Below are 22,478 nucleotides of genomic sequence, written 5' to 3'. Positions count from 1 at the left end.
CGAACATTTGACGGATTCCTTTTTCCTTTTTCTTTTCAGTTAGGGTACGTGGTGGACCTCACCCTCATGGTGGCGCTGGTGATCGCGCTCGCATTATTCTTCGATTTCACCAACGGCTTTCACGACACAGCCAATGCAATGGCAACGCCCATTGCAACAGGTGCAATCAAGCCAAAGAACGCCGTAGCCCTGGCTGCGGTGCTGAACCTCGTGGGAGCTTTCCTGTCCACGGAGGTAGCCAAGACCATTTCCGGCGGCATCATCCGCGAGGGTGACGGCGGCATCCAGATCACGCCCGTCATGATCTTCGCCGGGCTGCTCGGCGCCGTGATCTGGAACCTCATCACGTGGCTGCTGGGTCTTCCTTCCAGCTCCTCCCATGCCCTCTTCGGCGGCCTGATCGGCGCCGCGATTGTTGGCGCTGGTTTCGGTGCCGTGGACTACTCGGTGCTGATGTCCAAGGTCATCCTGCCGGCGTTCATCGCACCGGCAATTGCGCTGTCCGTGGCCTATCTGGCCACCAAGCTCGCCTACTCCATTACCCGCCGGCATGATCCGGATTCCGGCGACAAACTGCCTCGCAAGCGCGGCGGTTTCCGTTATGCGCAGATTTTCTCCTCCTCTCTCGTGGCCCTGGCGCACGGCACCAACGATGCCCAGAAGACCATGGGCGTGATCACGCTGGTACTTATCTCCGGCGGTTTCCAGACGGTGGGGACGGGCCCGGTGTTCTGGGTTGTCGCAGCCTGTGCCTTCGCCATTGCCGCCGGCACCTACGCCGGCGGCTGGCGCATCATCCGCACCATGGGCACCGGCCTGACGGACGTCAAACCGGCCCAGGGCTTCGCGGCGGAGACCAGCACGGCGGCAGCCATCCTGACGTCGACGCATCTGGGCATGGCCCTGTCCACCACGCAGGTGGCCTCGGGATCCGTCATTGGTTCCGGCCTCGGGCGCAGGGGCGCCGAGGTCCGCTGGGGAACGGCGCGCCGCATTGCCGGCGGCTGGCTGCTGACTCTTCCGGCCGCCGCAGTCATGGGCGCTGCAGCTGCAGCCGTGGCGGCCACGGGCATGATCGGTGTGACCATGGACGGTGTCCTGGGACTGGCCATCATCGTCTTCATCTTCCTCTGGTCCCGCCGCAACCGGGTGGGCCATGACAATGCCGTGAGCAACATCGACAATGCCGGCGGCGCCGTGCGCATCAAGAAGGGCAAGTCCCGCTCCGCACGCCCGGCTTCCGCACGCACCGGGGAAGCATCTGCCCGGCCCAAGGATAAGGAACCCTCCAAATGAGCATCGACTGGCTTGCCTACCTTGTGGTGGCCGTGGTCACCCTTGTGGCGACACTCGTCGTCGTCGGGCTGTATTCAACCGGCGTACGCCTTTATGCCGTCTCCACCGATGCCGAGCCCGGCCCCGCCGCCCAGGGCCGGCTGGTGCTGGTCAAAGCCGGTGCGTATGCGTGCTTTGCACTGTGTGGCGCGGCAGTGCTGTTCGGCGTTTACCTGATTGTTCCGGCCCTGCACGGATAGCCCCGCTGCGGTTCGCGGAAACCGGAAAACACCAAAGCCCGACGACGGTGGCCACTGAGGTGGGCGCCGGCGTCGGGCTTTGGCGTTGTTGCCTGTTCCTGGACGGAAGGGCTGTTGATTTAGACGGCGTCGGCGTACGCGGGGTAGTCCGTGTATCCGGCGGCGCCGTGAGTGTAGAAGGTGCGGGGATCGGGGGTGTTCAGGGGCAGGTTTTCCTGCCAGCGGCGCACCAAGTCAGGGTTGGCGATCGCGGGCCGGCCGACAACCACGCCGTCACACAGCTTGTCCTCCATCATGGCGATGGCCTCTTCGCGGGTCGTGATGACGCCGAAGCCTGAGTTCAGGAGGACGGGACCGCCGAAGCTGCTGCGCAGTGACTGCACCAGCATGTCGGACGGGTCCTGGTGCAGGATGCTCAGGAATGCCGGCTTCAGGGGTGCAATTGCCTCCACCAAGGTGGTGTAGGTGGCCAGGACCTCTGCCGGATTGGTTTCCAGCGCGCCCTGGACATTGTGCTCCGGGGAGATCCGGATGCCGGTGCGGTCGGCGCCGATGGCGTCAGCCACCGCCCGGTAGACCTCAATGACGAATCGGGCGCGGTTCTCCGGAGATCCGCCGTAGCTGTCGGTCCGCTGGTTGGACTCCGCGGACAGGAATTCATGCAGCAGGTAACCGTTGGCACCATGCAGCTCCACGCCGTCGAACCCTGCCTTCATGGCCGCAAGCGAACCGGCAACGAATTCTTCGATGACGCCGGGCAGCTCGGCCGTGGTGAGTGCGTGGGGCACGGGGAAGGGCTGCTTGCCGTCGTAGGTGCGCGTGACGCCGTCAATCGCGATGGCGCTGGGAGCCACTACCTCGCGGCCACCGTTGGTTCCCGGATGGGTTACCCGGCCGGCGTGCATGACCTGGGCAACGATCCGGCCTCCGGCTGCGTGGACTGCATCCGTAACGTTCCTCCAGCCGGCAATCTGCTCATCCGTCACCAGTCCGGGCTGGCCGGTGAAACCCTGCCCTGCGAACGAGGGATAGGTTCCTTCGCTAACGATCAGGCCCAAGGAGGCGCGCTGGCTGTAATGCTCGGCCATCAGTGCCGTGGGAACGCCGTCGCGGCCGCTGCGTGTCCGTGTCAGCGGAGCCATGATCAAGCGGTTGGGCAGTTCAATGCCGCCCAGGGTCAACGGTGAAAAAAGGTTCACAAAAAAGTCTTTCTGTAGATCGCGCCGCAGCTGCCCAGTGGCAGGTCCCGGCGCTCGTGGTTCGCGCAGCTCTCCAGTTACTCCCAACCGGCGGGCACGGCGAGGTATTCCTCGGGACCGGATTCAGTCCGATGCAGCGGGGGAGGAGGTGAAACGGATCCGGGGCCTGTGCTTGGGGGCCTGCGGCGCTAGCATGGGCCGCATGGCCAGAACTGTCTACTATGTTGCTGCGTCGCAGGATGGATTCGTCGCGGAGGCGCGGGACCCGGGGGGATGGCTCCGGGAGTTTGAGGGTGCCCGGGAGGCCGGCGCGTCTTTCCGCGGGCTCCTGGCTGCGGCCGGTGCGTTGGCGATGGGGGCCGAAACGTATCGGGTTTTTGTGGCAGAACCCGAGTCCTGGCCCTGCGGAAACACTCCCGTGTGGGTTTTCACGCACCACGAGTTTCCCGGAATCTCCGGCGCCGACATCACTTTTGTCCGGGGCGACGTTGCTGAATTCCATCCGGACATCATTCACGATGCCGGGGATAGGGACGTGTTATTGGTGGGGGGTGGGAACCTGGCCGGCCAGTTCATGGATTCCGGGCTCGTGGATGAAATGGTTGTCACCGTTCTGCCCCTTTCCCTGGGCAGCGGACGCCCGATCCTGCCGGTGCTTCAAAGCACTGATCCTGCCGGTGTCGAGGAGCGTTCCCTAGGGCATGCCGTGGTGCAGCGGCAGTACGACCTGCGCGGCTAGGTGAGTCTTGGTGAGTCTGGTGAGTGCGGGGCCTGCACCCGCCCCTCCGGGAATTCGGGTGGCGTGACGGGTCAGCGGGCGTCGCGGATCATGTTCGTGATGCGTGCGGTGCTGAGGCGGCGGCCTTCTTCGTCGGTCATTACCACTTCGTGCGTCACCAGGGTGCCGCCCAGGTGGATGGCTGTGGCGGTGCCGGTGACCGTGCCCGATGCGATGGCGCGGTGATGGGTTGCTCCGATTTCGATGCCGAGTGCCTGCCGCCCCGGACCCGCATGCATGGCCGCACCGAAGGAGCCCAGTGTCTCGGCCAGCACCAGATGGGCGCCGCCGTGCAGAATCCCGGCCACCTGCTCGTTGCCGGCCACGGGCATGGTGGCGACCAGCCGCTCGGCACTCATTTCCGAGAAACGGATGCCCATCTTCACGACCAGCGGTCCGACTCCGTTGGTGCTCAGCCAGCTGTGCATTTCCGGGGGAATGCCGGCCTCGTTCAACTGATCGGTGTAGTCGTTGGCCGCCTCGGCCCGTGCGCCGGTGCCCGGCGTGAAAATGTCGCTCATGCCAACTAGGCTTACACCTGTGAGTGAATCTACCAAACTGGCCGATATCCAAGCCGAAACCCCTGTCGAAACCGTCCTTGAACGGACCCCGGAATCTGATGACGCAGCCGTCCCGGAGGCGCTCGGAACAGTTTCTGCCGGCGGACACAGCAGGCTGTTGGTGATTGACGGCCACTCGATGGCCTTCCGTGCCTTCTACGCCCTGCCGGCGGAGAACTTCTCCACCGACACCGGTCAGCACACCAACGCCGTGTACGGATTCACTTCCATGCTCATCAACCTCATCAAGGAAGAGAATCCCACCCACGTCGCGGTGGCCTTTGACCTTGACACGCCCACCTTCCGCTCCGAGGAATACTCGGAGTACAAGGGCGGACGCAACAAGACGCCCGAGGAGTTCCACGGCCAGATCGACCTCATCATCAAGGTGATGGAAGCGATGCGCATCCCCACCATCTCCATGGACGGCTACGAGGCGGATGACATCCTGGCCACGCTGGCCGAAAAGGCCTCAGCCCGGAACTGGGACGTCATGGTGGTGTCCGGTGACCGCGACGCCTTCCAGCTCGTGGATGACCGGGTAACCGTGTTCTATCCCAAAAAGGGCGTCTCCGACCTGCCGCGGATGGATGCCGCCGCGGTCGAAGCGAAGTACCTCGTCCCGCCGGACAAGTATTCGGACCTGGCCGCTCTCGTGGGAGAGTCTGCCGACAACCTTCCCGGCGTTCCGGGCGTGGGTCCCAAGACCGCTGCCAAGTGGATCAAGCAGTACGGCGGGCTCGAGGGCATCCTCGAAAACCTGGACAGCATCAAGGGCAAGGTGGGGGATTCCCTGCGCGCCAACATCGAAGACGTTAAGCGCAACCGACGCCTGAACCGCCTGCTGCGGGACCTGGACCTGCCGGTGGATCTTGATGCCATGGCTGCGCGGCGTCCCGACCGTGAGGCCATCGAAGAGCTCTTTGACGCCCTGCAGTTCAATGCTCTCCGCAAGCGCCTCTTCGACGTCTACGGCGAAGAGGAGACCGCTTCCGCAGGAGAGGAACTGCTGCCTCCGGAACACGTCGTGATCACGGACGCTCCGGCGCTGAAGAGCTGGATCGCCTCGACAAACCAGGCCAAGACGGCCGTCCAGCTGGTCACCGAGGGTGCGGCGGCAGGGCGCGACGTCGTCGGACTGGCTTTGGTCACCGCCACCGCCGCCGCTTACATCCCGCTCACTGAGATCGACGCCGACACCGAGCAGGTCCTCGCCGCCTGGCTGGCGGATCTGGACGCCCCGAAGGTGGTCCACGACTTCAAGGAGAGCTACAAGGCACTGGCCGCGCGCGGACTGCACCTGGCCGGAGAGGTGGATGACACCGCCATCTCCGGTTACCTGATTCAGCCCGACCGCCGCAGCTACGACCTGGCGGACCTGAGCCAGCACCACCTGCGGATGTCCCTGACGCCGTCCGCCCCCGGAAGCAACCAGCTCCAGCTGCAGCTCGAGGAAGAGGACGTCGCGTCGCCGGCCGTCATGCAGGCCTTTGCGGCGCTGCAGCTGAGCGGGCACTTTGCCGGACAGCTGGTGGACCGCGGCGCCAACCAGCTGCTGGGCGGACTGGAGCTGCCGCTGTCCGAGGTGCTGGCCGAAATGGAACTGGCCGGCATTGCAGTGTCCACCGAAAAGCTGGAACGGCTGCTGGACGATTTCAGCGCCACCATCGCGCAGGCCAGCGGCGAAGCCTTCAGCATCATCGGCAAGGAAATCAACCTCGGCTCACCCAAGCAGCTGCAGGTGGTTCTCTTTGACGAGCTTGGACTGCCCAAGACCAAGAAGATCAAGACCGGCTACTCCACCGACGCCGACGCACTGTCGGACCTGATCATCAAGACCGGCGGACATCCGTTCCTGGCCAACCTGATGGCGTATAGGGACGCAACCAAACTGCGCCAGACCGTCGAAGGGCTGCGGAAAGCAGTCTCCGACGACGGCCGCGTGCACACCACGTACGTCCAAACCGCGGCGGCCACCGGGCGCTTGTCCTCCACCAACCCGAACCTGCAGAACATCCCCATCCGGTCCGAGGAAGGCCGGCGGATCCGGGAAGTCTTCACCGTGGGCGAGGGCTACGAAACCCTCCTCACTGCCGACTACTCCCAGGTGGAAATGCGCATCATGGCGCACCTGTCAGGCGACGAAGGGCTGATCGCCGCGTTCCAGGCGGGGGAGGACCTGCACCGGTTTGTCGGCTCGCACATTTTCGGGGTCCCGCCGGAGGAAGTCACCAGTGCCATGCGGTCCAAGGTCAAGGCCATGTCCTATGGCCTGGTCTACGGCCTGAGCTCCTTCGGCCTGTCCAAGCAGCTCGCCATTCCGGTGGATGAAGCCCGTACCCTGATGCGTGACTATTTCAGCCGGTTCGGCGCGGTGCGCGACTACCTGCGCGGCGTCGTCGAGCAGGCCCGCAAGGACGGCTTCACCTCCACCATCGAGGGCCGCCGCCGCTATCTGCCGGATCTCTCCAGCGACAATCGGCAGCTGCGCGAAATGGCGGAACGCGCCGCCCTGAACGCACCCATCCAGGGCTCTGCTGCGGACATCATCAAGAAAGCCATGCTCGGAGTCGACACGGAGCTGAAGGCCCAGGGGCTGAAGTCCCGCATGCTGCTGCAGGTCCATGATGAACTGGTGCTCGAAGTGGCCCCCGGGGAACGGGACGCCGTGGAGAAGCTGGTCCGGGAGCAGATGGGCTCGGCAGCCGATCTGTCGGTTCCGCTGGATGTCTCGGTTGGCGTGGGCGTCAGCTGGCACGAGGCCGGCCACTAATAAAGCGCACTCAGCGCAAAGCTAACTGGGGGAACAATGAAGCAGGATGCGGCAGTGGCCAGTGGGTTGAGCAGCGGGTTGCGGACAACTTCCTTTGCACCGGAGAACGACGACGCGCGAACCGCCAACTGGCTCGAGGCGGTCAACCTGGGGTTCCATGAACAACGGGGCGATCCCAAGCACCTCCCCGCAGAGGTGGACGCCTGTCAGCGGGACGGCCGCATCCTGACCGCCGTCTATGACGACACGTCCCCGGACTCCGCCTTGGACCCGGCCGTACCGGTGGCTACCTACGCCACCATGGTCAATTCCCTGAACGTGGGCGGCGGGCGGCTGCTGCCGGCGCATCTGGTCACGGCCGTGACGGTGCGGCCGACGCACCGCCGCCGCGGAATCCTCCGCAGCATGATCACCAGCGATCTGCAGCGGGCAAAGGAAGCGGGGCTGGCGCTGGCCGGGCTTACGGCCTCCGAGGCGACCATCTACGGCCGCTTCGGGTTCGGTGCTGCCACCTCCACGGCGGAGATCAGGCTGGATACCCGCGGCGGCCTGGGTTTCACCTCCGGCACCACGGGCAGCATGGCTGTGGCGGACAGTGCCAAGCTGCAGAACCTGGCCCCGGACATCTATCGTGCCCACTTGGAACGGACGAACGGCGCCCTGGGACGCCAGCACCGCTACTGGATGCGGGCTTCCGCCGCCTGGAGTGAAGAAAGCTTCGAGCCGGACAAGGCTTTGCGCGGTGTTCTTCATTACAACGCCAACGGCGTCCCGGACGGCTACGCCGCCTACAAGTCCCTGGGCTGGCGGACCGAGCCGCACACAGTAAAGGTTACCGATCTGGTGGCGGCAACCGACGACGCCTACCGTGAACTCTGGCGCTATCTTGGCTCCCTGGACCTGGTGGACCGGCTGACCTTTGATGCGGCACCCGTCGCCGATCCGCTGCCCTGGATGCTGGCGGACCGCCGCCGCTACCAGGTCACCAGCGTGGATGACGTCCTGTGGCTGCGCATCCTGGACACCAGGGCAGCCCTTGAAGCCCGGCACTACACAGGGGCGGGCTCCGTGGTCCTCACGGTCCGGGATCCGCTGGGGATGGCCGACGGCGTGTGGCACCTGGACGTCGAGGGCGGAAACGCGATCGCCAGTCCGGTGGAGGCCGGCTCCGCTCCCGCGGGCGCCGCCGCCGAGATTGACGTTGCAGCTCTGGGATCGCTGTATCTGGGCGGTGTCAGCGCCCCCACGCTGGCGGCAGCGGGCGGAATACGGGGCAGCCAGGCAGCGTTGGAAGTCCTTGATGCACTCTTCACCGCTGGTCCGGCACCCTACTGCAGCACCCATTTCTGACCCGGAATCCGACTACTTCCCTTAAAGTGGTCCCGGTGCTTTGACCTGAGTTGCAGGCTGCGGCTAGACTGATCTGGCGCGTAATTGCGCAGTAATTACCAATTCTGTCCATCTCCGGACAAACAAGCACTGTCTTGAGGCAGGCCTGAATGGCTGCTCTGAGTTCGGTGGGAGCGCATCCGGAATACAAAACAACTTCCACATCGGAGTCCCAACTACATGACCATCACCACCACCGAGAAGTCCGGTACCCCGCAGGTCGCCATCAACGACATCGGTACTGCCGAGGACTTCCTCGCCGCCATTGACGCAACGATCAAGTACTTCAACGACGGCGATCTCGTCGAAGGTACCGTCGTCAAGGTTGACCGCGACGAGGTTCTGCTCGACATCGGTTACAAGACCGAGGGTGTCATCCCTTCCCGTGAGCTCTCCATCAAGCACGACGTTGATCCCGGAGACGTTGTCTCCGTTGGCGATCAGGTCGAAGCTTTGGTCCTCACCAAGGAAGACAAAGAAGGCCGCCTGATTCTCTCCAAGAAGCGCGCACAGTACGAGCGCGCCTGGGGCGACATCGAGAAGGTCAAGGAAGAAGACGGTGTCGTTACCGGTACCGTCATCGAGGTTGTCAAGGGTGGCCTCATCCTGGACATCGGCCTGCGCGGCTTCCTGCCGGCCTCCCTCGTCGAGATGCGTCGTGTCCGCGATCTGGCTCCGTACATCGGCCAGCAGATCGAAGCCAAGATCATCGAACTGGACAAGAACCGCAACAACGTTGTTCTGTCCCGCCGTGCCTGGCTCGAGCAGACGCAGTCCGAGGTTCGCTCCACGTTCCTCAACAAGCTGGAAAAGGGCCAGGTTCGTCCGGGCGTTGTTTCCTCCATCGTCAACTTCGGTGCATTCGTGGACCTTGGCGGCGTAGACGGTCTCGTCCACGTTTCCGAGCTGTCCTGGAAGCACATCGACCACCCCTCCGAGGTCGTTGAAGTTGGCCAGGAAGTCACCGTTGAGGTTCTGGAAGTTGACCTCGACCGCGAGCGTGTCTCCCTGTCGCTCAAGGCTACGCAGGAAGATCCGTGGCAGACCTTCGCCCGCACCCACGCCCTCGGCCAGGTTGTGCCGGGTAAGGTCACCAAGCTGGTTCCGTTCGGTGCGTTCGTTCGCGTCGAAGACGGTATCGAAGGCCTGGTCCACATCTCCGAGCTGGCAGTCCGCCACGTAGAGCTGGCCGAGCAGGTTGTCTCCGTTGGTGACGAGCTGTTCGTCAAGGTCATCGACATCGACCTCGAGCGTCGCCGCATCAGCCTGTCGCTGAAGCAGGCCAACGAGGGCGTAGACCCCGAAGGCACCGAGTTCGACCCGGCTCTGTACGGCATGGCCGCAGAGTACGACGAAGCCGGCAACTACAAGTACCCGGAGGGCTTCGACCCCGAGTCCAACGAATGGCTCGAAGGCTACGAGACCCAGCGTGCAGCTTGGGAGCAGCAGTACGCTGACGCCCAGGCTCGCTGGGAAGCCCACAAGAAGCAGGTTGCACAGCACGCTTCCGAGGACATCGCAGCTGCTTCGGAGACTTCCGAATCCGGCACCACGAGCTACTCCTCCGAGCCGGCCGTTGCTGAGACGGGTGCCGGCACGCTGGCTTCCGACGAAGCACTTGCCGCTCTGCGCGAGAAGCTCACGGGCAACTAATTTTCACCTGGTTGAACTAACCGGTTGAATTAGCCTGAAAAAGCGGGCCCCCACTTCGGTGGGGGCCCGCTTTGCGTTGGAATGCGGATTGGAACTTGCCGTGAGCGGCTGCTGTCGTGGGCCGCTACGGCCGTGAGTCGTTGGCGTAGCTCAGACCCAGCTGGGCGCGAACGCCGTCGAGCAGTTCCATGGTGCGCAGGGTGTCTTCCAGCGGCATGGTGGGGCTTTCCGTCAGCCCCTGCTGGATGCAGCGGGTCACTTCGCGCAGCTCGTAGGTGTAACCGGTGCCCTCGGGCTCGAAGGTTTCCACGCGCGCGCCGGCGGGCCCGCTGACGTGCAGTTCGCGCGGGTTGTAAATATTTCCTCCGCCGGTGCGAAGCCAACCTGAGCTGCAGGCGATGGTGGCGGTGCCCGGGCCGGAGGCAGCGAGAGAGGACGTCAGCTGGGCCTGACGGCCGTCGTCGTAACGGAGCGTCAGGGCGTTTTGTATGTCCACGCCGTCTTTGTTCAGGATGCCTGAGGCATCAATGGTGTCCGGGTACCCCAGCGCCGCCAGGGCCCAGGTGAGGGTATAAATTGACAGATCCAGGAGCGCTCCGCCGCCGGCTGCCGGGTCCCACATCCTGGACGCCGGATCCAGCGGGGCAGGGAAGCCGAGGTCTGCCTGCAGCCAGGAAGGCGCACCGAGCTCGCCGGAGGCCAGGATGTCCCAAGCCCGGTTGACGCTGGGCAGGAACCGCGTCCAGACGGCTTCCATGAGGAACAGGTTCCGGTCCCTGGCCAAAGCAATCAGCTCCGCTGCTTCGGCGGCGTTGACCGTGAACGGCTTTTCGCACAGCACATGCTTTCCGTGTTCCAAGGCGCTTTTGGCAACCGCGTAGTGCTGGGCGTGCGGCGTGGCAACGTAAACCACGTCCACTGCCGGGTCGGCGAACATCAGCTCATAGCCGGAGGGACCGCCGTCGGCGTCGGAGTAGGAAGTGGCAAAGCCGAACCGCTCGGCGAAATCGGCGGCTTTGTCGGCGCTGCGCGAGGACACGGCGTGCAGGGCTGAGTCCTCCAGGAGGGAAAGGTCCGCGGTCACGGTTCCTGCTATGCCGCCGGTGGCCACCACCGCCCAGTTCAGCTGCGGCCCGGTGGCGGCCAAGGGAGAAGCAGCTCCCTCCTCGGCACAGGGTGGGCGGACGATGCGCCGGGGGCCGGCGCCCGGTGGTGCGGTGGCAGGGGATGCAGCGGTGAAGAAGGACAACGGATGAGCTCCTAGGCGGAATCGCGGACAACAAGGGACGTGGGCAGGCGGTGAACGCGTTCAGTGGGCCGCCCTTCAATCAGTTCCATCAGCAGCTCGGCCATCTTCTCGCCCAGCGCGGCGATGGGATGGTGGATGGTGGTCAGGGCGGGGCTGAGGCTCGTGGCGTAGTAGTCGTCATCGAACCCGACGACGGCGATGTCCTCCGGAATGCGAAGGCCGCGTTCCTTGATGACGGAGTACGCTCCGGCCGCCATCTGGTCATTGGCCGCAAAGACCCCGTCCAGAGGTTTCCCACGATCCAGCAGGCGGCGCATGGCCGCTGCGCCGGAAGTGACGGTGAAGTCTCCGGTCTCCACCAGAGCATCATTGAGCCCTGCCGCCAGCAGGGTTGCCCGCCAACCTTCGAGGCGATCCACTCCGGGAGGCATGTCCTGCGGCCCGGCGATGGTGGCGATGTTGCGCCGTCCTCCGTCCACCAGCTGTGCAGTGGCGGCGGTTGCGCCCTCCTCGTTGTCCACCTCCACAAAGTAACTGTCTTCGGCGTTTACCAGGGGACGTCCGGCAAAAACCAGGGGCAGGGAGCCGTTCAGGTGTGCCCAGGAATGGTCACCGGTGTGGTGGGACACCACGAGGACGCCATCGACGTTCCCGCCCATCAGATACCGCCGTGTCTTGTCCGGGTTGGCTTCCGAGGAGGTGACCATGTTCAGCATGTAGTCGGTGTTGTTCAGATACCGCGCCACCCCTTCCACCACTGTGGCGAAAAACGGGTCGGCGAAAACCTTGGAAGTGGACTCCGGCACCAGCAGGGTCACAGTGTAGGTGCGTCGGCTGGCCAGGGTTCTTGCGGCGCGGTTCGGCACGTAGTTGAGCGTGCGGACAGCCTTCTCCACTGAACTGACCAGATGCGGGTCAACGGACGTCGCGCCGTTGACCACGCGCGACACCGTTGCCCTGGAAACACCCGCCAGGGCCGCCACCATTTCCAGGGTGGGGGCGGGTGTGGCTTGGCCGGATTCAGCACTCAAAGGTTTCTCCCTGGTAAATTCCCTCTCTGCAGGGCGTGTCCGCGGCAGTCTCTTCATTTTAGGGGGGCTCACACGACGGCATCCACGGACGGGGCAGGGTGTGTCCCGGAGCCGGCCGCACGGCTGGCCGCAATGAGGCGGCCGTAGGTCAGGCCGCTGTCTTTGATGGTGCGGGCCTGGGTGTCATAGTCCACCCGAACGATGCCGAAGCGCTTGCTGTAGCCCCAGGACCATTCGAAATTGTCCAGAAGGGACCAGACGAAGTAGCCGCGGACGTCGGCGCCGGATTCAATGGCCCGTCCCACCGCGGCAATGTGGTCCAGGATGTACCGGGTGCGTTCGGGATCAGGCACGCTGCCGTCCGCACTGACGTCGTCGTCGTATGCTGCTCCGTTTTCGGTGACGTACAGCGGCGGCAGCGTTGGGTATTCCTCGCCCAAACGGACCAGCAGCCTGCGGAGCCCGTCCGGATTGACCTCCCAGTCCATGGCGGTGCGGGGGAGGCCCCGGCTGGGAAAGGTGATGTGTTCGGCGCCGATCCAGCATGATGCGGTTGCCTTACCGGAGCCGCCGCCGTGGCCGTCGGCGCCGGTGCTGTTCGGGTGGCCGCTGATCATGTCGTCGTGGTAGTGGTTCACGCCCAGAAAATCGATGGGCGCAGCAATGAGCTCCATGTCGCCGGGCAGGATCACGTCATGCAGCCCGAACGGCTCCAGGTCCCGCAGGGAGTCTTCGGGGTAGGCGCCGCGGAGAATCGGATCCAGGAAGATGCGGTTCTGCAGCGAATCGAAGAGGCGGGCGGCCTCCTGGTCGACGGGATCGGTTGGATCCTTGGGAATTGAGTTACTGAGATTGAGGGTAATGCCGAGCTGTTCGGCGCCGAGGGACCGCAGCTCGGTCACCGCCATTCCGTGCGCCAAATGCTGGTGGTGCACTGCGGCAATTGCGGAGCGGGGTTCCTGCCGTCCCGGGGCGTGGACCCCGGACCCGTAACCGAGCAGCGAGGAGCAGAACGGTTCGTTGAACGTGGTCCAGTTCTTCACCCGGTCGCCCAGGACTGAGTAGACGTCCTGCGCATATTCCACGAACCTGCAGGCGGTGTCCCGGTTGGTCCAGCCGCCCTTTTCCTCCAGGCCCTGGGGGAGGTCCCAGTGGTAGAGCGTCAGCCAGGGCAGGATTCCCGCTTCAAGCAGCTCGTCCACGAGGCGGGAGTAGAAGTCCAGGCCCTTCGGGTTGAGCGCACCGCCGCCGGGCCGAACCCGCGCCCAACTGGTGGAGAAGCGGTACGAGTCCAGTCCCAGTTCCTTCATCAGGGCAACGTCCTGCGGCATCCGGTGGTAGTGGTCCACCGCCGTTGCGGGGGTGTCTCCGTTGAGGACATTCCCGGGAACGGCGGCGAAGGCATCCCAGACCGAGTCCTGTTTGCCGTCCTCCCGGGCTGCGCCTTCCACCTGGGCGGCGGCAGTGGCCGATCCCCAGATGAAGCCGGCCGGCCAGTTGTTCCACTGGGGGGTGTTGTTCGTCATTAGCCCTTCACTGCTCCCTGCATAATTCCGGAAATGAGTTGTTTGCCCGCCGCGATAAAGAGGATCAGCAGGGGGATGGTGGCCAGGATGGCACCTGTCAGCACGATTGAATAGTCGACGTAGCGGGCCGACTGCAGCTGGCTGAGCGCCACCTGAATGGTGGGGTTGCCCGCCAGCACCAGCATCGGCCACATGAAGTCAGTCCAGGCGGTCATGAATGTGAACAGGCCCAGGATGGCCATTGCAGGCCGTGCCGCCGGCAAAGCCACATGCCGGAAGGTTCCCAGCATGCTGGCACCGTCCATTCGTGCGGATTCGATGAGTTCATCGGGGATGACGTCCACCAGGTACTGGCGCATGAAGAACACACCAAAGGCTGTTACCAGGCCAGGCACGATCACAGCTCCCAGCTCGCCGGTCCAGCCAAGTTTCTGCATGACCATAAACAGGGGAATGATGCCCAGCTGTGTGGGGATCGCCATGGTTGCAATGACCGCCACCATCAGGACACCCCGCCCCTTGAACCTGAGCTTCGCAAACGCGTAGCCGGCCAGGGTGGAGAAGATGACCACGGAAATGGTGATGGTGCCGGAGATGATCACGCTGTTGCCAAGGGCCTTCCAGAACGGCACCGTGTTCATGACCTCTGCGACGTTGGTCCAGAAGCGGCCGCCGGGCAGGAGGGGAGGCCATTCCATGCCCAGTGCGGGGTTTCCGTTGCTGCCGATGAGGATGGACCACCAGAGGGGATAGGCGGAGCAGAACAGGAAAACCAGGAGAATCCCGTAGGTGAGGAACCCCGGACGCCGGTCGCTGCCGAAGGATCGAACTCCGCGCCGTTTAGGGACGGGTTTCCCGGATCCGGATACGGTCCCGGTTCCCGGAACGGCCCCGGCTCGTTGAAGGACGCTCATGACTTTCTCCTTGATCCACGGGTCCGGTGCGAATCTCCGGTGGCGATTCGCTTGGAGATGAGGAAGTTGACCAGGCCCACCAGCACAATGATCAGGAACAGCAGCCAGGCCACGGCCGAGGCCTTGCCGAAGTTCTGACGCTGGAAACCCATGTCCCAGAGGAACAGCACCGTTGTCTGGAACTGCCCCTGGATTCCTCCGGCATTGACCGGGTCGAAAAGCTTGGGCTCCGCAAAGATCTGCAGACCGCCGATGGTTGCCGTGATGATCACGAAGATCATGGTGGGGCGGATGCTCGGCAGCGTGATGCTGAAGAACCGCCGGAAGGCCCCGGCGCCGTCGATCGCAGCGGACTCGTACAGATCACGGGGGACGGACTGCATGGCGGCCAAAAGGATCAGGGCGTTGTAGCCGGTCCACCGCCAGTTGACCATCGTGGCGATCGCGATGTGGCTGGGCAGGGTGCCCGTCTGCCACATGATCGGATCAATGCCGAAGTTGCCCAGCAGGTTGTTCAGCAGTCCGTTGTTCTCCGCGAACATCTTGCTGAAGATCAGTGCCACGGCCACGGGTGTTACAACGTAGGGCAGCAGCACCGACATGCGCCAGAAGGTCTTGGCCCGCAGATGCTGGTCCAGGACTGCCGCCAGGAACACGGCGACTATCAGCTGGGGAATCGCGGAAAGCAGGAAGATCGAAAAGGTGTTGAAGAGGGAACCCCAGAACCGGTCGTCGCCCAGCACATTGGCGAAATTCTGCAGGCCGACAAAATCTCCCTTGCCCATGATCAGGTGCCATTCGTGCAGTGAAACCCAGAAGGTGTACACCAGAGGGAACAGTCCGGTAATGCCGAAGAGAATGAAGAACGGTGAGATGTAGAGGTAGGGGGACGCCTTCATGTCCCACTTGGAGAGGCGTCGGCGGAACGTTGTCCGCGGTTTGACCGGTTGCTTCCGGACAGGTCGGTTCAATGTGGCGGTCATGGCTGACTCCAGTGCTCCGTGCGGGACCTCCGGGTGGAGGCCCCGCACCCGGTGCGGCTAGTTGTTGATGACCAGGTCGTTGAGGAGCTTGAGGGCTTTTTCCCAGGCCTGGTCCGCGTTGGCGGTACCGGTCTCCATGTCATCGATGGCCGGTCCAAAGACCTTCTCCTGGATTACGGAATCATCCGGTCCCTTGAACTGTGCCACTACGTCCTTGGCGCGGGACGCCAGGATGGCTCCGGTGGGAGCGTCGTTGAACCACTCGTTCGGTGTTGCATCGGCTGCAAGCTGTTCCTGTGCCTGAAGCGTGCTGGGGAAATTGCCTGCCGCTTCGGACTGCTTGATCTGCTGCTCGGGCTCGGTCAGCCACGCAGCCAGCTTTGCCGCTTCCTCCTTGTGTTCCGAGGTTTCCGGAACCGAGAGGAATGCGCCGCCCCAGTTGGAGGCGCCACCCGGGAATACGTCTGCGAAGTCCCAGCCGCTGTCGGTGGAGCCGCCGGCGGTTTCAATGCCGCCCTGGATGTTGCCGAGCATCCAGCCCGGGCAGACCATGGTGGCGAAGGTGCCGTCCAGGAAGGACTGGCCGGAGTTCCACTTCCACTCTTCCTGGTTTGCGGACAGGCCGTCGTCAATTGCACCGGAGAGCAGATCGAAGTTTGCGATCATCGCATCGTTATCCTCGATGTTCAGCTCGCCGTCTCTTGTGTAGTACCCCTCGTCCATCTGGTTGACCATGGAGTTCCATACGAAGCCTGCCTGGTCGAACCAGGCCTTGCCGCTTGCGTCTTTGTACTGGTTGCCGACTTCGAAGTACTTCTCCCAGGTTGCGTCCGGGCCTCCCAGGAGTTCGGCGACAGCCTCCCGGTCGCTGGGCAGTCCGGCGGCTTCCAGGAGTTTCCCGTTGTAGCAGATGCCCTGCGGCCCAATGTCCGTGCCGTAGCCGATAACCCGGCCGTCGGGATCAGTGCCCTGCTTGTACTTCCAGTCGACCCAGTTGTCCTTATTGTCCTCCGCCCCGTACTCCTTGAGGTCCACGAATTTGTCCGAGACCTGCATGATGGCACCCAGCCAGCCTTCTTCGACGGCCACCACGTCGCTGACGCCTGAACCGGCGGCGAGCTTCGTAAACAGATCGGTCCGTGCGTTGCCGCCGGTGTCGATGTTGTTGGGTTTGATCGTGATGCCGGGGTTGGCATCTTCGTATTCGGAGTAGAGATCGTCGTAACCGAAGGTGCCGAATGTGGTCACGCTCAGCTCGATGGGGTTGTCGGCGCTTGCCGCTTCGCCGTTGCCGTCGTCGCCGCCGCCGCAGCCTGAGGCCAGCAACGCCACAGCGGCGGCACCTGCAATTGCCGCTGCCGGAAATCGGAAATTCTTCACGGTCACTCCTTTGTGTGTGGTAGAGCACTGGAATCCCGGAGCAGCTGACCGTGCCTTTTTCTGGGCAGGCATGATCGACGGAGACGGGATGGGCAAGACTTAAAAGCTGGAACAGAGTTCTGCGCTCCGTCCGGACGGGCGTCCGGGCTGAGAGAGCGCTCTCTTGACGTTCGCTTTACTCTAGGAGTGATATGGATCACTGTCAAGAGAGCGCTCTCTGACGGATCTTTCAGAAGAAGCCGACTGCGTTTGGCTAGGCTGGGGGAGATCGGAAATGTGTGGCAACGGCGGCGGTGATGGCGGCCGCTGCATTGGCGGCCAGCGCACTCGACTTCCTCAGCGAACCCGAGGTACTGGGATGGCTGGCGCTGAGCGTGGGACTCTACTGGGCCGGAAAAACTCTGTCCAAGAAGCGCACCAGCCGACTCTGGAACGGAGTTTTTGCCGACACCGGGATGGCCGCGAGAGTGGTTTGGCACAGCGCGGCCGAAGCGGCGGCAGCACAACTCATCCGCCGCCGCGAGCGCCGCGTCCCCGAAATTGAAGCGGGACTCCGCGCCGTCGAAGCATCCTGGGAAGCAAGAAACTATGCCGAAAAATGTTCGACGAAGACTACTCCGGCCTCACCGGGAGGTACTGACGGTGACAGTGAACTTCGGGTTGCGGGCAACTTCCCTGGTTGGCCCCACCAGACGGTTGAGCGCTGACTTGTAGGTGAGATGGCTGTTCCACACGGTCCACAGCTCCCCGCCCGGAGCCAGCACCCGCCCGGCGTCGGCAAAGAGTTTCAGGGCGATTCCGGCATGCACACTGGCGCCGATGTGGAACGGCGGGTTCAGCACGATCAGCTCCGCTGAGCGGTCCGGCATCCCGGACAAAGCATCGTCCCGGCGGACCTCCACCCGGTCCGCAACGCGGTTGGCGGCCATGGTTGCTGTTGCGGAGGCGACGGCGGCCGCCGACTGATCTGTCGCGATCACCCGAAGTGCCGGACGGGTCAGTGCCAGATAGGCGGCGATGGCACCGGTGCCGCAGCCCAGGTCCACGGCGGTCTGCGCCTGCCGCGCACCGGCAAGATGCGGCAGGAGGAACCGGGTGCCGATGTCCAGCGATGCACCGGCGAAGGCGGCACCGTGGGCGCGCAGTTCCAGCGGCGCCTGCAATCCGACGTCGTGCTGCTGCGCCAGCGGAAAGCGGTTGGCCGGCCGCCGGTCCGCCGGCAGCGGGGCCGAGACGGTCAGCACCCGGGACTTCTGCCGCGCCAGGCCGGCATTGACCGAGCCGAACCAGCGCGCCAATACGGCGTTCATGGCGGTGGTCATGTGCTTGAGCCGGCCGCCGGCGAACACCGTCACCGCCGGATCCGCTGAGGCGGCAATCAACGCGGCAATCTCTTCCAGGGCGTCCAGCGAACGCGGCAGGCGCAGCAGCACCGTCCGCGCCCCTGACAGCAGCTCGGCGTCCAGCGGCAGGGACCGGTAGGTCCCGGCCAGCCCGGCGGCGTCGGCGTTGCGCCGCAGCGCCAGTTCGCCGGAGTACGGATCCTGGTGGACGCGGATACCGCGTACGCCGTGCAGGGCAGCTGCCCCGAGGGTCAGCGCGCCGTACGCATCCCCAATGACGACGACGCCGGTTCCGTTTCCGCGCAGGCGCTCCGCCGCGGTGTCCAGGAGCAGGCGGTCGGCGGTGTCGTGGGCCTGCAGATTCTCCGCCTCGACGTCGGGCCGGCGGCTCAGCGACTCGAAGGCAAAGCCCGGTCCCTCGGGGGACTGCCGGGCGGGGTCGTGCGTCACAGGTCGATCCATTCTGTTCTCAGGTGTTCGGGGGTGCTGCCGCCGGCGGTGAAGGTGGCCAAGCGTTCGGAAAAGAGATCGATGCTGCCCGGGGTATCCGGCAGCGCTACGGTGATGGTGGCCCCCGACGCGCCGTACTCCGTGCCGGTGACGCTGATCCCGGCGTTGCGCAGGTCATTCTCCAGCCGCCCGGCCTCAGCATGTCCGGCCGGCACCGCGTAGAGCTGCATCCGGCGGCGGCGGAGGAGGGGAGCGGTGTCCAGGGCGGAGGAAACGGACTCGGAATAGGCGCGTATCAGGCCGCCGGCGCCGAGCAGGATTCCGCCGAAGTAGCGGACGGTCACCGCCGTGATGTCACTGAGGTCTGTGGCACCGTTATGCGTTTCCCGCTTGGTCAGGGCTTCCAGCATGGGAAGGCCGGCGGTGCCGGAGGGTTCGCCGTCGTCGTTGGAGCGCTGCACTTCGCGTCCCGGCCCGAGCACAAAGGCACTGCAGTGGTGGCGGGCATCGTGAAACTCGCGGCGCAGCTCGGCGACCAGCGCGCGGGCCTGCTCTTCGGTTTCGGTGCGGCGCAGCACCGTGATGAACCGTGAGCGCCGGATCTCGAGTTCGGAGCGGTGCTCCCCGGCGATGGTGGTGTAGCGCCCCGCCGCCGCGTCGATGTCACTCACCCCAACAGTTTAGGCGCTGAACAGGCAGGACGCTGCGCAGCGGAGCCAGCCGCCGTCTGCACACGGCGCCGTTCCACGGTAGCCTTGGGCGCATGCTGAGAGTAGGACTGACCGGCGGGATCGCCGCTGGAAAATCATTGGCCGCCCGGACGCTGCAGGACCTGGGCGCCCTCGTTGTCGACGCCGATGCCCTGGCCCGCGAAGTGGTGGAGCCCGGCACCGAGGGGCTCTCCGCCGTCGTCGAGGCGTTTGGGTCCGGAATCCTGGACGCCGAGGGCAGGCTGGACCGGCCCGCGCTGGCCGCGGTGGTCTTTTCCGATGAGGCCAAACGGAAAACCCTGAACGGCATTGTCCATCCCCGGGTGCGCGCACGGGCGGCGGAACTTGAGCGGAAAGCTGCACCGGAAACCGTTGTGGTCCACGACATGCCGCTGCTGGTGGAGACCGGACAGCACCGGAACTTTGACTTTGTGCTCGTGGTCGACGCGCCGGAGGAGGAGCGGATTCGCCGGATGGCTGCGGACCGCGGAATGAGCGAGGAAGCGGCGCGGGCGCGGATTGCGGCTCAGGCCTCAGCCGAAGAACGCGCCGCGGCAGCCGACGTCGTGCTGGTCAATGACGGCACCGCCGGTGAGCTCATTGAAGCGGTGAGGCAGCTGTGGGAGACCCGGCTGGTGCCGCTGAACGTGGAGCTGCTCCGCGCCGCGCCCTGAGGACATTCGCGCCTGCCCGACAGCGTTCAGCCCTCAGCTAACCGGGTGTCCTGCGGACGCGTCCTGACCGCAGTGCGGAGTAGCTTTTAATCATGAGTCTTGCGCAGGACATCAAGAGAGTCGTCGCCCCCTTTGAAGTAATCAGCGATTACTCGCCCGCGGGCGATCAGCCCACCGCCATCAAGGAACTCGCCGAGCGGATTAAGGCCGGAGAAAAGGACGTGGTTCTTCTCGGTGCCACCGGTACCGGTAAGAGTGCGACGGCGGCCTGGCTGGTGGAGCAGGTCCAGCGGCCCACGCTCGTGATGGTGCAGAACAAGACCCTTGCCGCGCAGCTGGCCAACGAGTTCCGTGAACTGCTGCCCAACAACGCGGTGGAATACTTCGTCTCGTACTACGACTACTATCAGCCCGAAGCGTACGTGCCGCAGACGGATACCTTCATCGAGAAGGACTCCTCCATCAACGAGGAAGTGGAACGGCTGCGCCACTCCGCCACCAACGCGCTGCTGACCCGGCGCGACGTCATTGTGGTGGCCACTGTGTCCTGCATCTACGGCCTGGGAACGCCTGAAGAGTACATAGAGGCCATGGTCACGCTGCGCAAGGGCCAGCAGATGAACCGCGATGACCTGCTGCGCCGGTTCGTGAACATGCAGTACGCCCGCAATGACATGGACTTCCACCGCGGCACTTTCCGGGTCCGCGGTGACACCGTCGAGATCATTCCGATGTACGAGGAAAACGCGCTGCGCATCGAGTTCTTCGGCGACGAGATCGAGAACATCTATACCCTGCACCCGCTGACCGGTGATGTCATCCGCGAAGAAACGGAAATGTACGTCTTCCCCGCCTCGCACTATGTCGCCGGTGAAGACCGCATGCACCGCGCCATCCGCCAGATCGAGGACGAGCTGCAGGCCCGGCTGGCCGAACTGGAATCGCAGAACAAACTGGTCGAAGCCCAGCGGCTGCGGATGCGCACCACTTACGACCTGGAAATGATGCAGCAGATGGGGTTCTGCAACGGCATCGAGAACTACTCCCGGCACATTGACGGCCGCGGTCCCGGCACGGCCCCGCACTGTCTGCTGGACTATTTCCCCGATGACTTCCTGCTGGTGGTGGATGAGTCGCACGTAACCATCCCGCAGATCGGCGCCATGTACGAGGGCGACATGTCCCGCAAGCGCACGCTGGTGGACCACGGTTTCCGGCTGCCTTCGGCCATGGACAACCGCCCGCTGAAGTGGGACGAGTTCCTGGAGCGCATCGGCCAGACCGTGTACATGTCGGCAACGCCCGGCAAGTACGAGCTCTCCAAGTCCGACGGCTTCGTGGAGCAGATCATCCGCCCCACCGGCCTGGTGGACCCGCAGATTGTGGTCAAGCCGTCCAAGGGCCAGATTGATGACCTCCTGGGGGAGATCCGCACCCGCACCGAGAAGGACGAGCGCGTCCTGGTCACCACGCTGACCAAGCGGATGGCCGAGGATTTGACGGGATACCTGATGGAGCACGGGGTCAAGGTGGAATACCTGCACTCCGACGTCGACACCCTGCGCCGCGTGGAACTGCTGCGGGAGCTGCGAATGGGCACGTTCGACGTGCTGGTGGGCATCAACCTGCTTCGTGAAGGCCTGGACCTTCCCGAGGTGTCGCTGGTGTCGATTCTCGACGCCGACAAGGAAGGGTTCCTGCGCTCCTCCACGTCGCTGATCCAGACCATCGGCCGTGCCGCCCGCAACGTCTCCGGCGAGGTGCACATGTACGCCGACCGGATCACCGACTCCATGGCCCGCGCCATCGACGAAACGAACCGCCGCCGCGCCATCCAGGTCAAGTACAACGAGGACCACGGAGTTGATCCGCAGCCGCTGCGCAAGAGGATTGCGGACATTACGGACTCGCTGGCACGTGAGGATGCCGACACCAAGGCACTGCTGGCCGAGGCGGCCGACAAGAAGAACCGCAAGACCACGGGCAAGGGCAAGGGCGGTATCCGGAAGGACGGTTTGGCCGCCGCTCCTGCGGCGGACCTGGCCGGACTGATCGCGTCCATGACCGAGCAGATGCACGCCGCCGCTGCGGAACTGCAGTTTGAACTGGCCGCCCGGCTGCGTGACGAGGTTGGCGACCTGAAGAAGGAACTGCGCCAGATGCAGAACGCCGGGCATGCCTAAACGAGGCCTGCGGTAAGGCCGGCCCGGGTACACGCAGCCGGCGCTGCGGTAGACTTCTTGGGCGGCGCAGGGGAGTATCCTTTGTCGCTGTACCCGTCAGCACGCGGGGCGTCGTCGTTCCGCCGGGTGCAGCGGGCACTCGTGGCAG

General features: G+C 64.5%; 18 protein-coding genes. 8 read left to right on the top strand and 10 right to left on the bottom strand.

Going from position 1 to position 22,478, the window contains the following annotated elements:
* Positions 1 to 51: 51 nt before the first annotated feature.
* Positions 52 to 1,296 carry an inorganic phosphate transporter gene (locus MUG94_RS09290; RefSeq protein WP_279324693.1) on the top strand — a complete coding sequence of 415 codons (1,245 nt, stop codon included), beginning with the start codon at positions 52 to 54 and terminating at the stop codon, positions 1,294 to 1,296.
* The gene (locus tag MUG94_RS09285; RefSeq protein ID WP_231704984.1) at positions 1,293 to 1,535 is read left to right on the top strand and encodes a hypothetical protein; all 243 of its coding nucleotides are present in this window, start codon (positions 1,293 to 1,295) and stop codon (positions 1,533 to 1,535) included. Before MUG94_RS09290 ends, MUG94_RS09285 begins: the two co-directional genes overlap by 4 nt.
* Positions 1,536 to 1,654: 119 nt before the next feature.
* On the opposite strand, the gene MUG94_RS09280 is transcribed toward MUG94_RS09285, so the two are convergent.
* On the bottom strand, positions 1,655 to 2,734 hold the full coding sequence (locus tag MUG94_RS09280) for an alkene reductase (protein ID WP_227907724.1): 1,080 nt from the start codon (positions 2,732 to 2,734) through the stop codon (positions 1,655 to 1,657).
* Between the two features lie 202 nt (positions 2,735 to 2,936).
* On the opposite strand from MUG94_RS09280, the gene MUG94_RS09275 reads away from it, so the two are divergent.
* Positions 2,937 to 3,473: a dihydrofolate reductase family protein gene (locus tag MUG94_RS09275; protein WP_227889892.1), complete on the top strand. Its 537-nt coding sequence runs from the start codon at positions 2,937 to 2,939 to the stop codon at positions 3,471 to 3,473.
* A gap of 71 nt (positions 3,474 to 3,544) precedes the next feature.
* On the opposite strand, the gene MUG94_RS09270 is transcribed toward MUG94_RS09275, so the two are convergent.
* Positions 3,545 to 4,033 carry a hotdog fold thioesterase gene (locus tag MUG94_RS09270; RefSeq protein WP_227889891.1) on the bottom strand — a complete coding sequence of 163 codons (489 nt, stop codon included), beginning with the start codon at positions 4,031 to 4,033 and terminating at the stop codon, positions 3,545 to 3,547.
* A gap of 178 nt (positions 4,034 to 4,211) precedes the next feature.
* Here MUG94_RS09270 and polA point away from each other — a divergent pair, with 178 nt between their 5' ends.
* The 3 genes from polA (at position 4,212) to rpsA (ending at position 9,887) form a co-directional block, all read left to right on the top strand.
* Positions 4,212 to 6,845: a DNA polymerase I gene (gene polA, locus MUG94_RS09265; protein ID WP_231705043.1), complete on the top strand. Its 2,634-nt coding sequence runs from the start codon at positions 4,212 to 4,214 to the stop codon at positions 6,843 to 6,845.
* A gap of 36 nt (positions 6,846 to 6,881) precedes the next feature.
* Positions 6,882 to 8,195, top strand: a complete 1,314-nt coding sequence (locus MUG94_RS09260; protein ID WP_227907727.1) for a GNAT family N-acetyltransferase — start codon at positions 6,882 to 6,884, stop codon at positions 8,193 to 8,195.
* Between the two features lie 219 nt (positions 8,196 to 8,414).
* On the top strand, positions 8,415 to 9,887 hold the full coding sequence (gene rpsA / locus MUG94_RS09255) for a 30S ribosomal protein S1 (RefSeq protein WP_104054165.1): 1,473 nt from the start codon (positions 8,415 to 8,417) through the stop codon (positions 9,885 to 9,887).
* Positions 9,888 to 10,011: 124 nt separating this feature from the next.
* Here rpsA and MUG94_RS09250 read toward each other — a convergent pair whose 3' ends face one another.
* From MUG94_RS09250 to MUG94_RS09215, 8 genes are all read right to left on the bottom strand, one after another.
* On the bottom strand, positions 10,012 to 11,034 hold the full coding sequence (locus MUG94_RS09250) for a Gfo/Idh/MocA family protein (RefSeq protein ID WP_227907728.1): 1,023 nt from the start codon (positions 11,032 to 11,034) through the stop codon (positions 10,012 to 10,014).
* Between the two features lie 113 nt (positions 11,035 to 11,147).
* A complete protein-coding gene (locus MUG94_RS09245) occupies positions 11,148 to 12,122 on the bottom strand; it encodes a LacI family DNA-binding transcriptional regulator (protein WP_227907931.1) in 975 nt (324 codons plus the stop codon).
* 113 nt (positions 12,123 to 12,235) lie between these two features.
* Positions 12,236 to 13,693 carry a GH1 family beta-glucosidase gene (locus MUG94_RS09240; RefSeq protein WP_227907729.1) on the bottom strand — a complete coding sequence of 486 codons (1,458 nt, stop codon included), beginning with the start codon at positions 13,691 to 13,693 and terminating at the stop codon, positions 12,236 to 12,238.
* Entirely contained in the window at positions 13,693 to 14,607 is a 915-nt protein-coding gene (locus tag MUG94_RS09235; RefSeq protein WP_227889886.1) for a carbohydrate ABC transporter permease, read from the bottom strand. The genes MUG94_RS09240 and MUG94_RS09235 overlap by 1 nt, the downstream gene beginning before the upstream one ends.
* Positions 14,604 to 15,590, bottom strand: coding sequence for a carbohydrate ABC transporter permease (locus MUG94_RS09230; protein ID WP_227907730.1), 987 nt, complete (start codon positions 15,588 to 15,590; stop codon positions 14,604 to 14,606). The genes MUG94_RS09235 and MUG94_RS09230 overlap by 4 nt, the downstream gene beginning before the upstream one ends.
* 57 nt (positions 15,591 to 15,647) lie before the next feature.
* Complete coding sequence (locus MUG94_RS09225; RefSeq protein WP_227907731.1) at positions 15,648 to 16,970, bottom strand: ABC transporter substrate-binding protein; 1,323 nt, start codon at positions 16,968 to 16,970, stop codon at positions 15,648 to 15,650.
* Between the two features lie 623 nt (positions 16,971 to 17,593).
* Positions 17,594 to 18,763 carry a class I SAM-dependent methyltransferase gene (locus MUG94_RS09220; RefSeq protein WP_227907733.1) on the bottom strand — a complete coding sequence of 390 codons (1,170 nt, stop codon included), beginning with the start codon at positions 18,761 to 18,763 and terminating at the stop codon, positions 17,594 to 17,596.
* Entirely contained in the window at positions 18,760 to 19,434 is a 675-nt protein-coding gene (locus MUG94_RS09215; RefSeq protein ID WP_227907734.1) for an IMPACT family protein, read from the bottom strand. Before MUG94_RS09215 ends, MUG94_RS09220 begins: the two co-directional genes overlap by 4 nt.
* 92 nt (positions 19,435 to 19,526) lie before the next feature.
* Here MUG94_RS09215 and coaE point away from each other — a divergent pair, with 92 nt between their 5' ends.
* Both coaE and uvrB read left to right on the top strand, forming a co-directional pair.
* Positions 19,527 to 20,147 (top strand): dephospho-CoA kinase, encoded by a 621-nt coding sequence (coaE, locus tag MUG94_RS09210; protein WP_227907736.1) that lies wholly within the window; start codon positions 19,527 to 19,529, stop codon positions 20,145 to 20,147.
* Positions 20,148 to 20,239: 92 nt separating this feature from the next.
* Positions 20,240 to 22,330 carry an excinuclease ABC subunit UvrB gene (gene uvrB / locus MUG94_RS09205; RefSeq protein WP_227889879.1) on the top strand — a complete coding sequence of 697 codons (2,091 nt, stop codon included), beginning with the start codon at positions 20,240 to 20,242 and terminating at the stop codon, positions 22,328 to 22,330.
* Positions 22,331 to 22,478 lie beyond the last annotated feature (148 nt).

It is taken from the genome of Arthrobacter gengyunqii (assembly GCF_023022985.1).
GTDB lineage: Bacteria > Actinomycetota > Actinomycetes > Actinomycetales > Micrococcaceae > Arthrobacter_B > Arthrobacter_B gengyunqii.
Note: the sequence above shows the minus strand (reverse complement) of the source record. Positions and strands in the feature narration are given on the sequence as shown.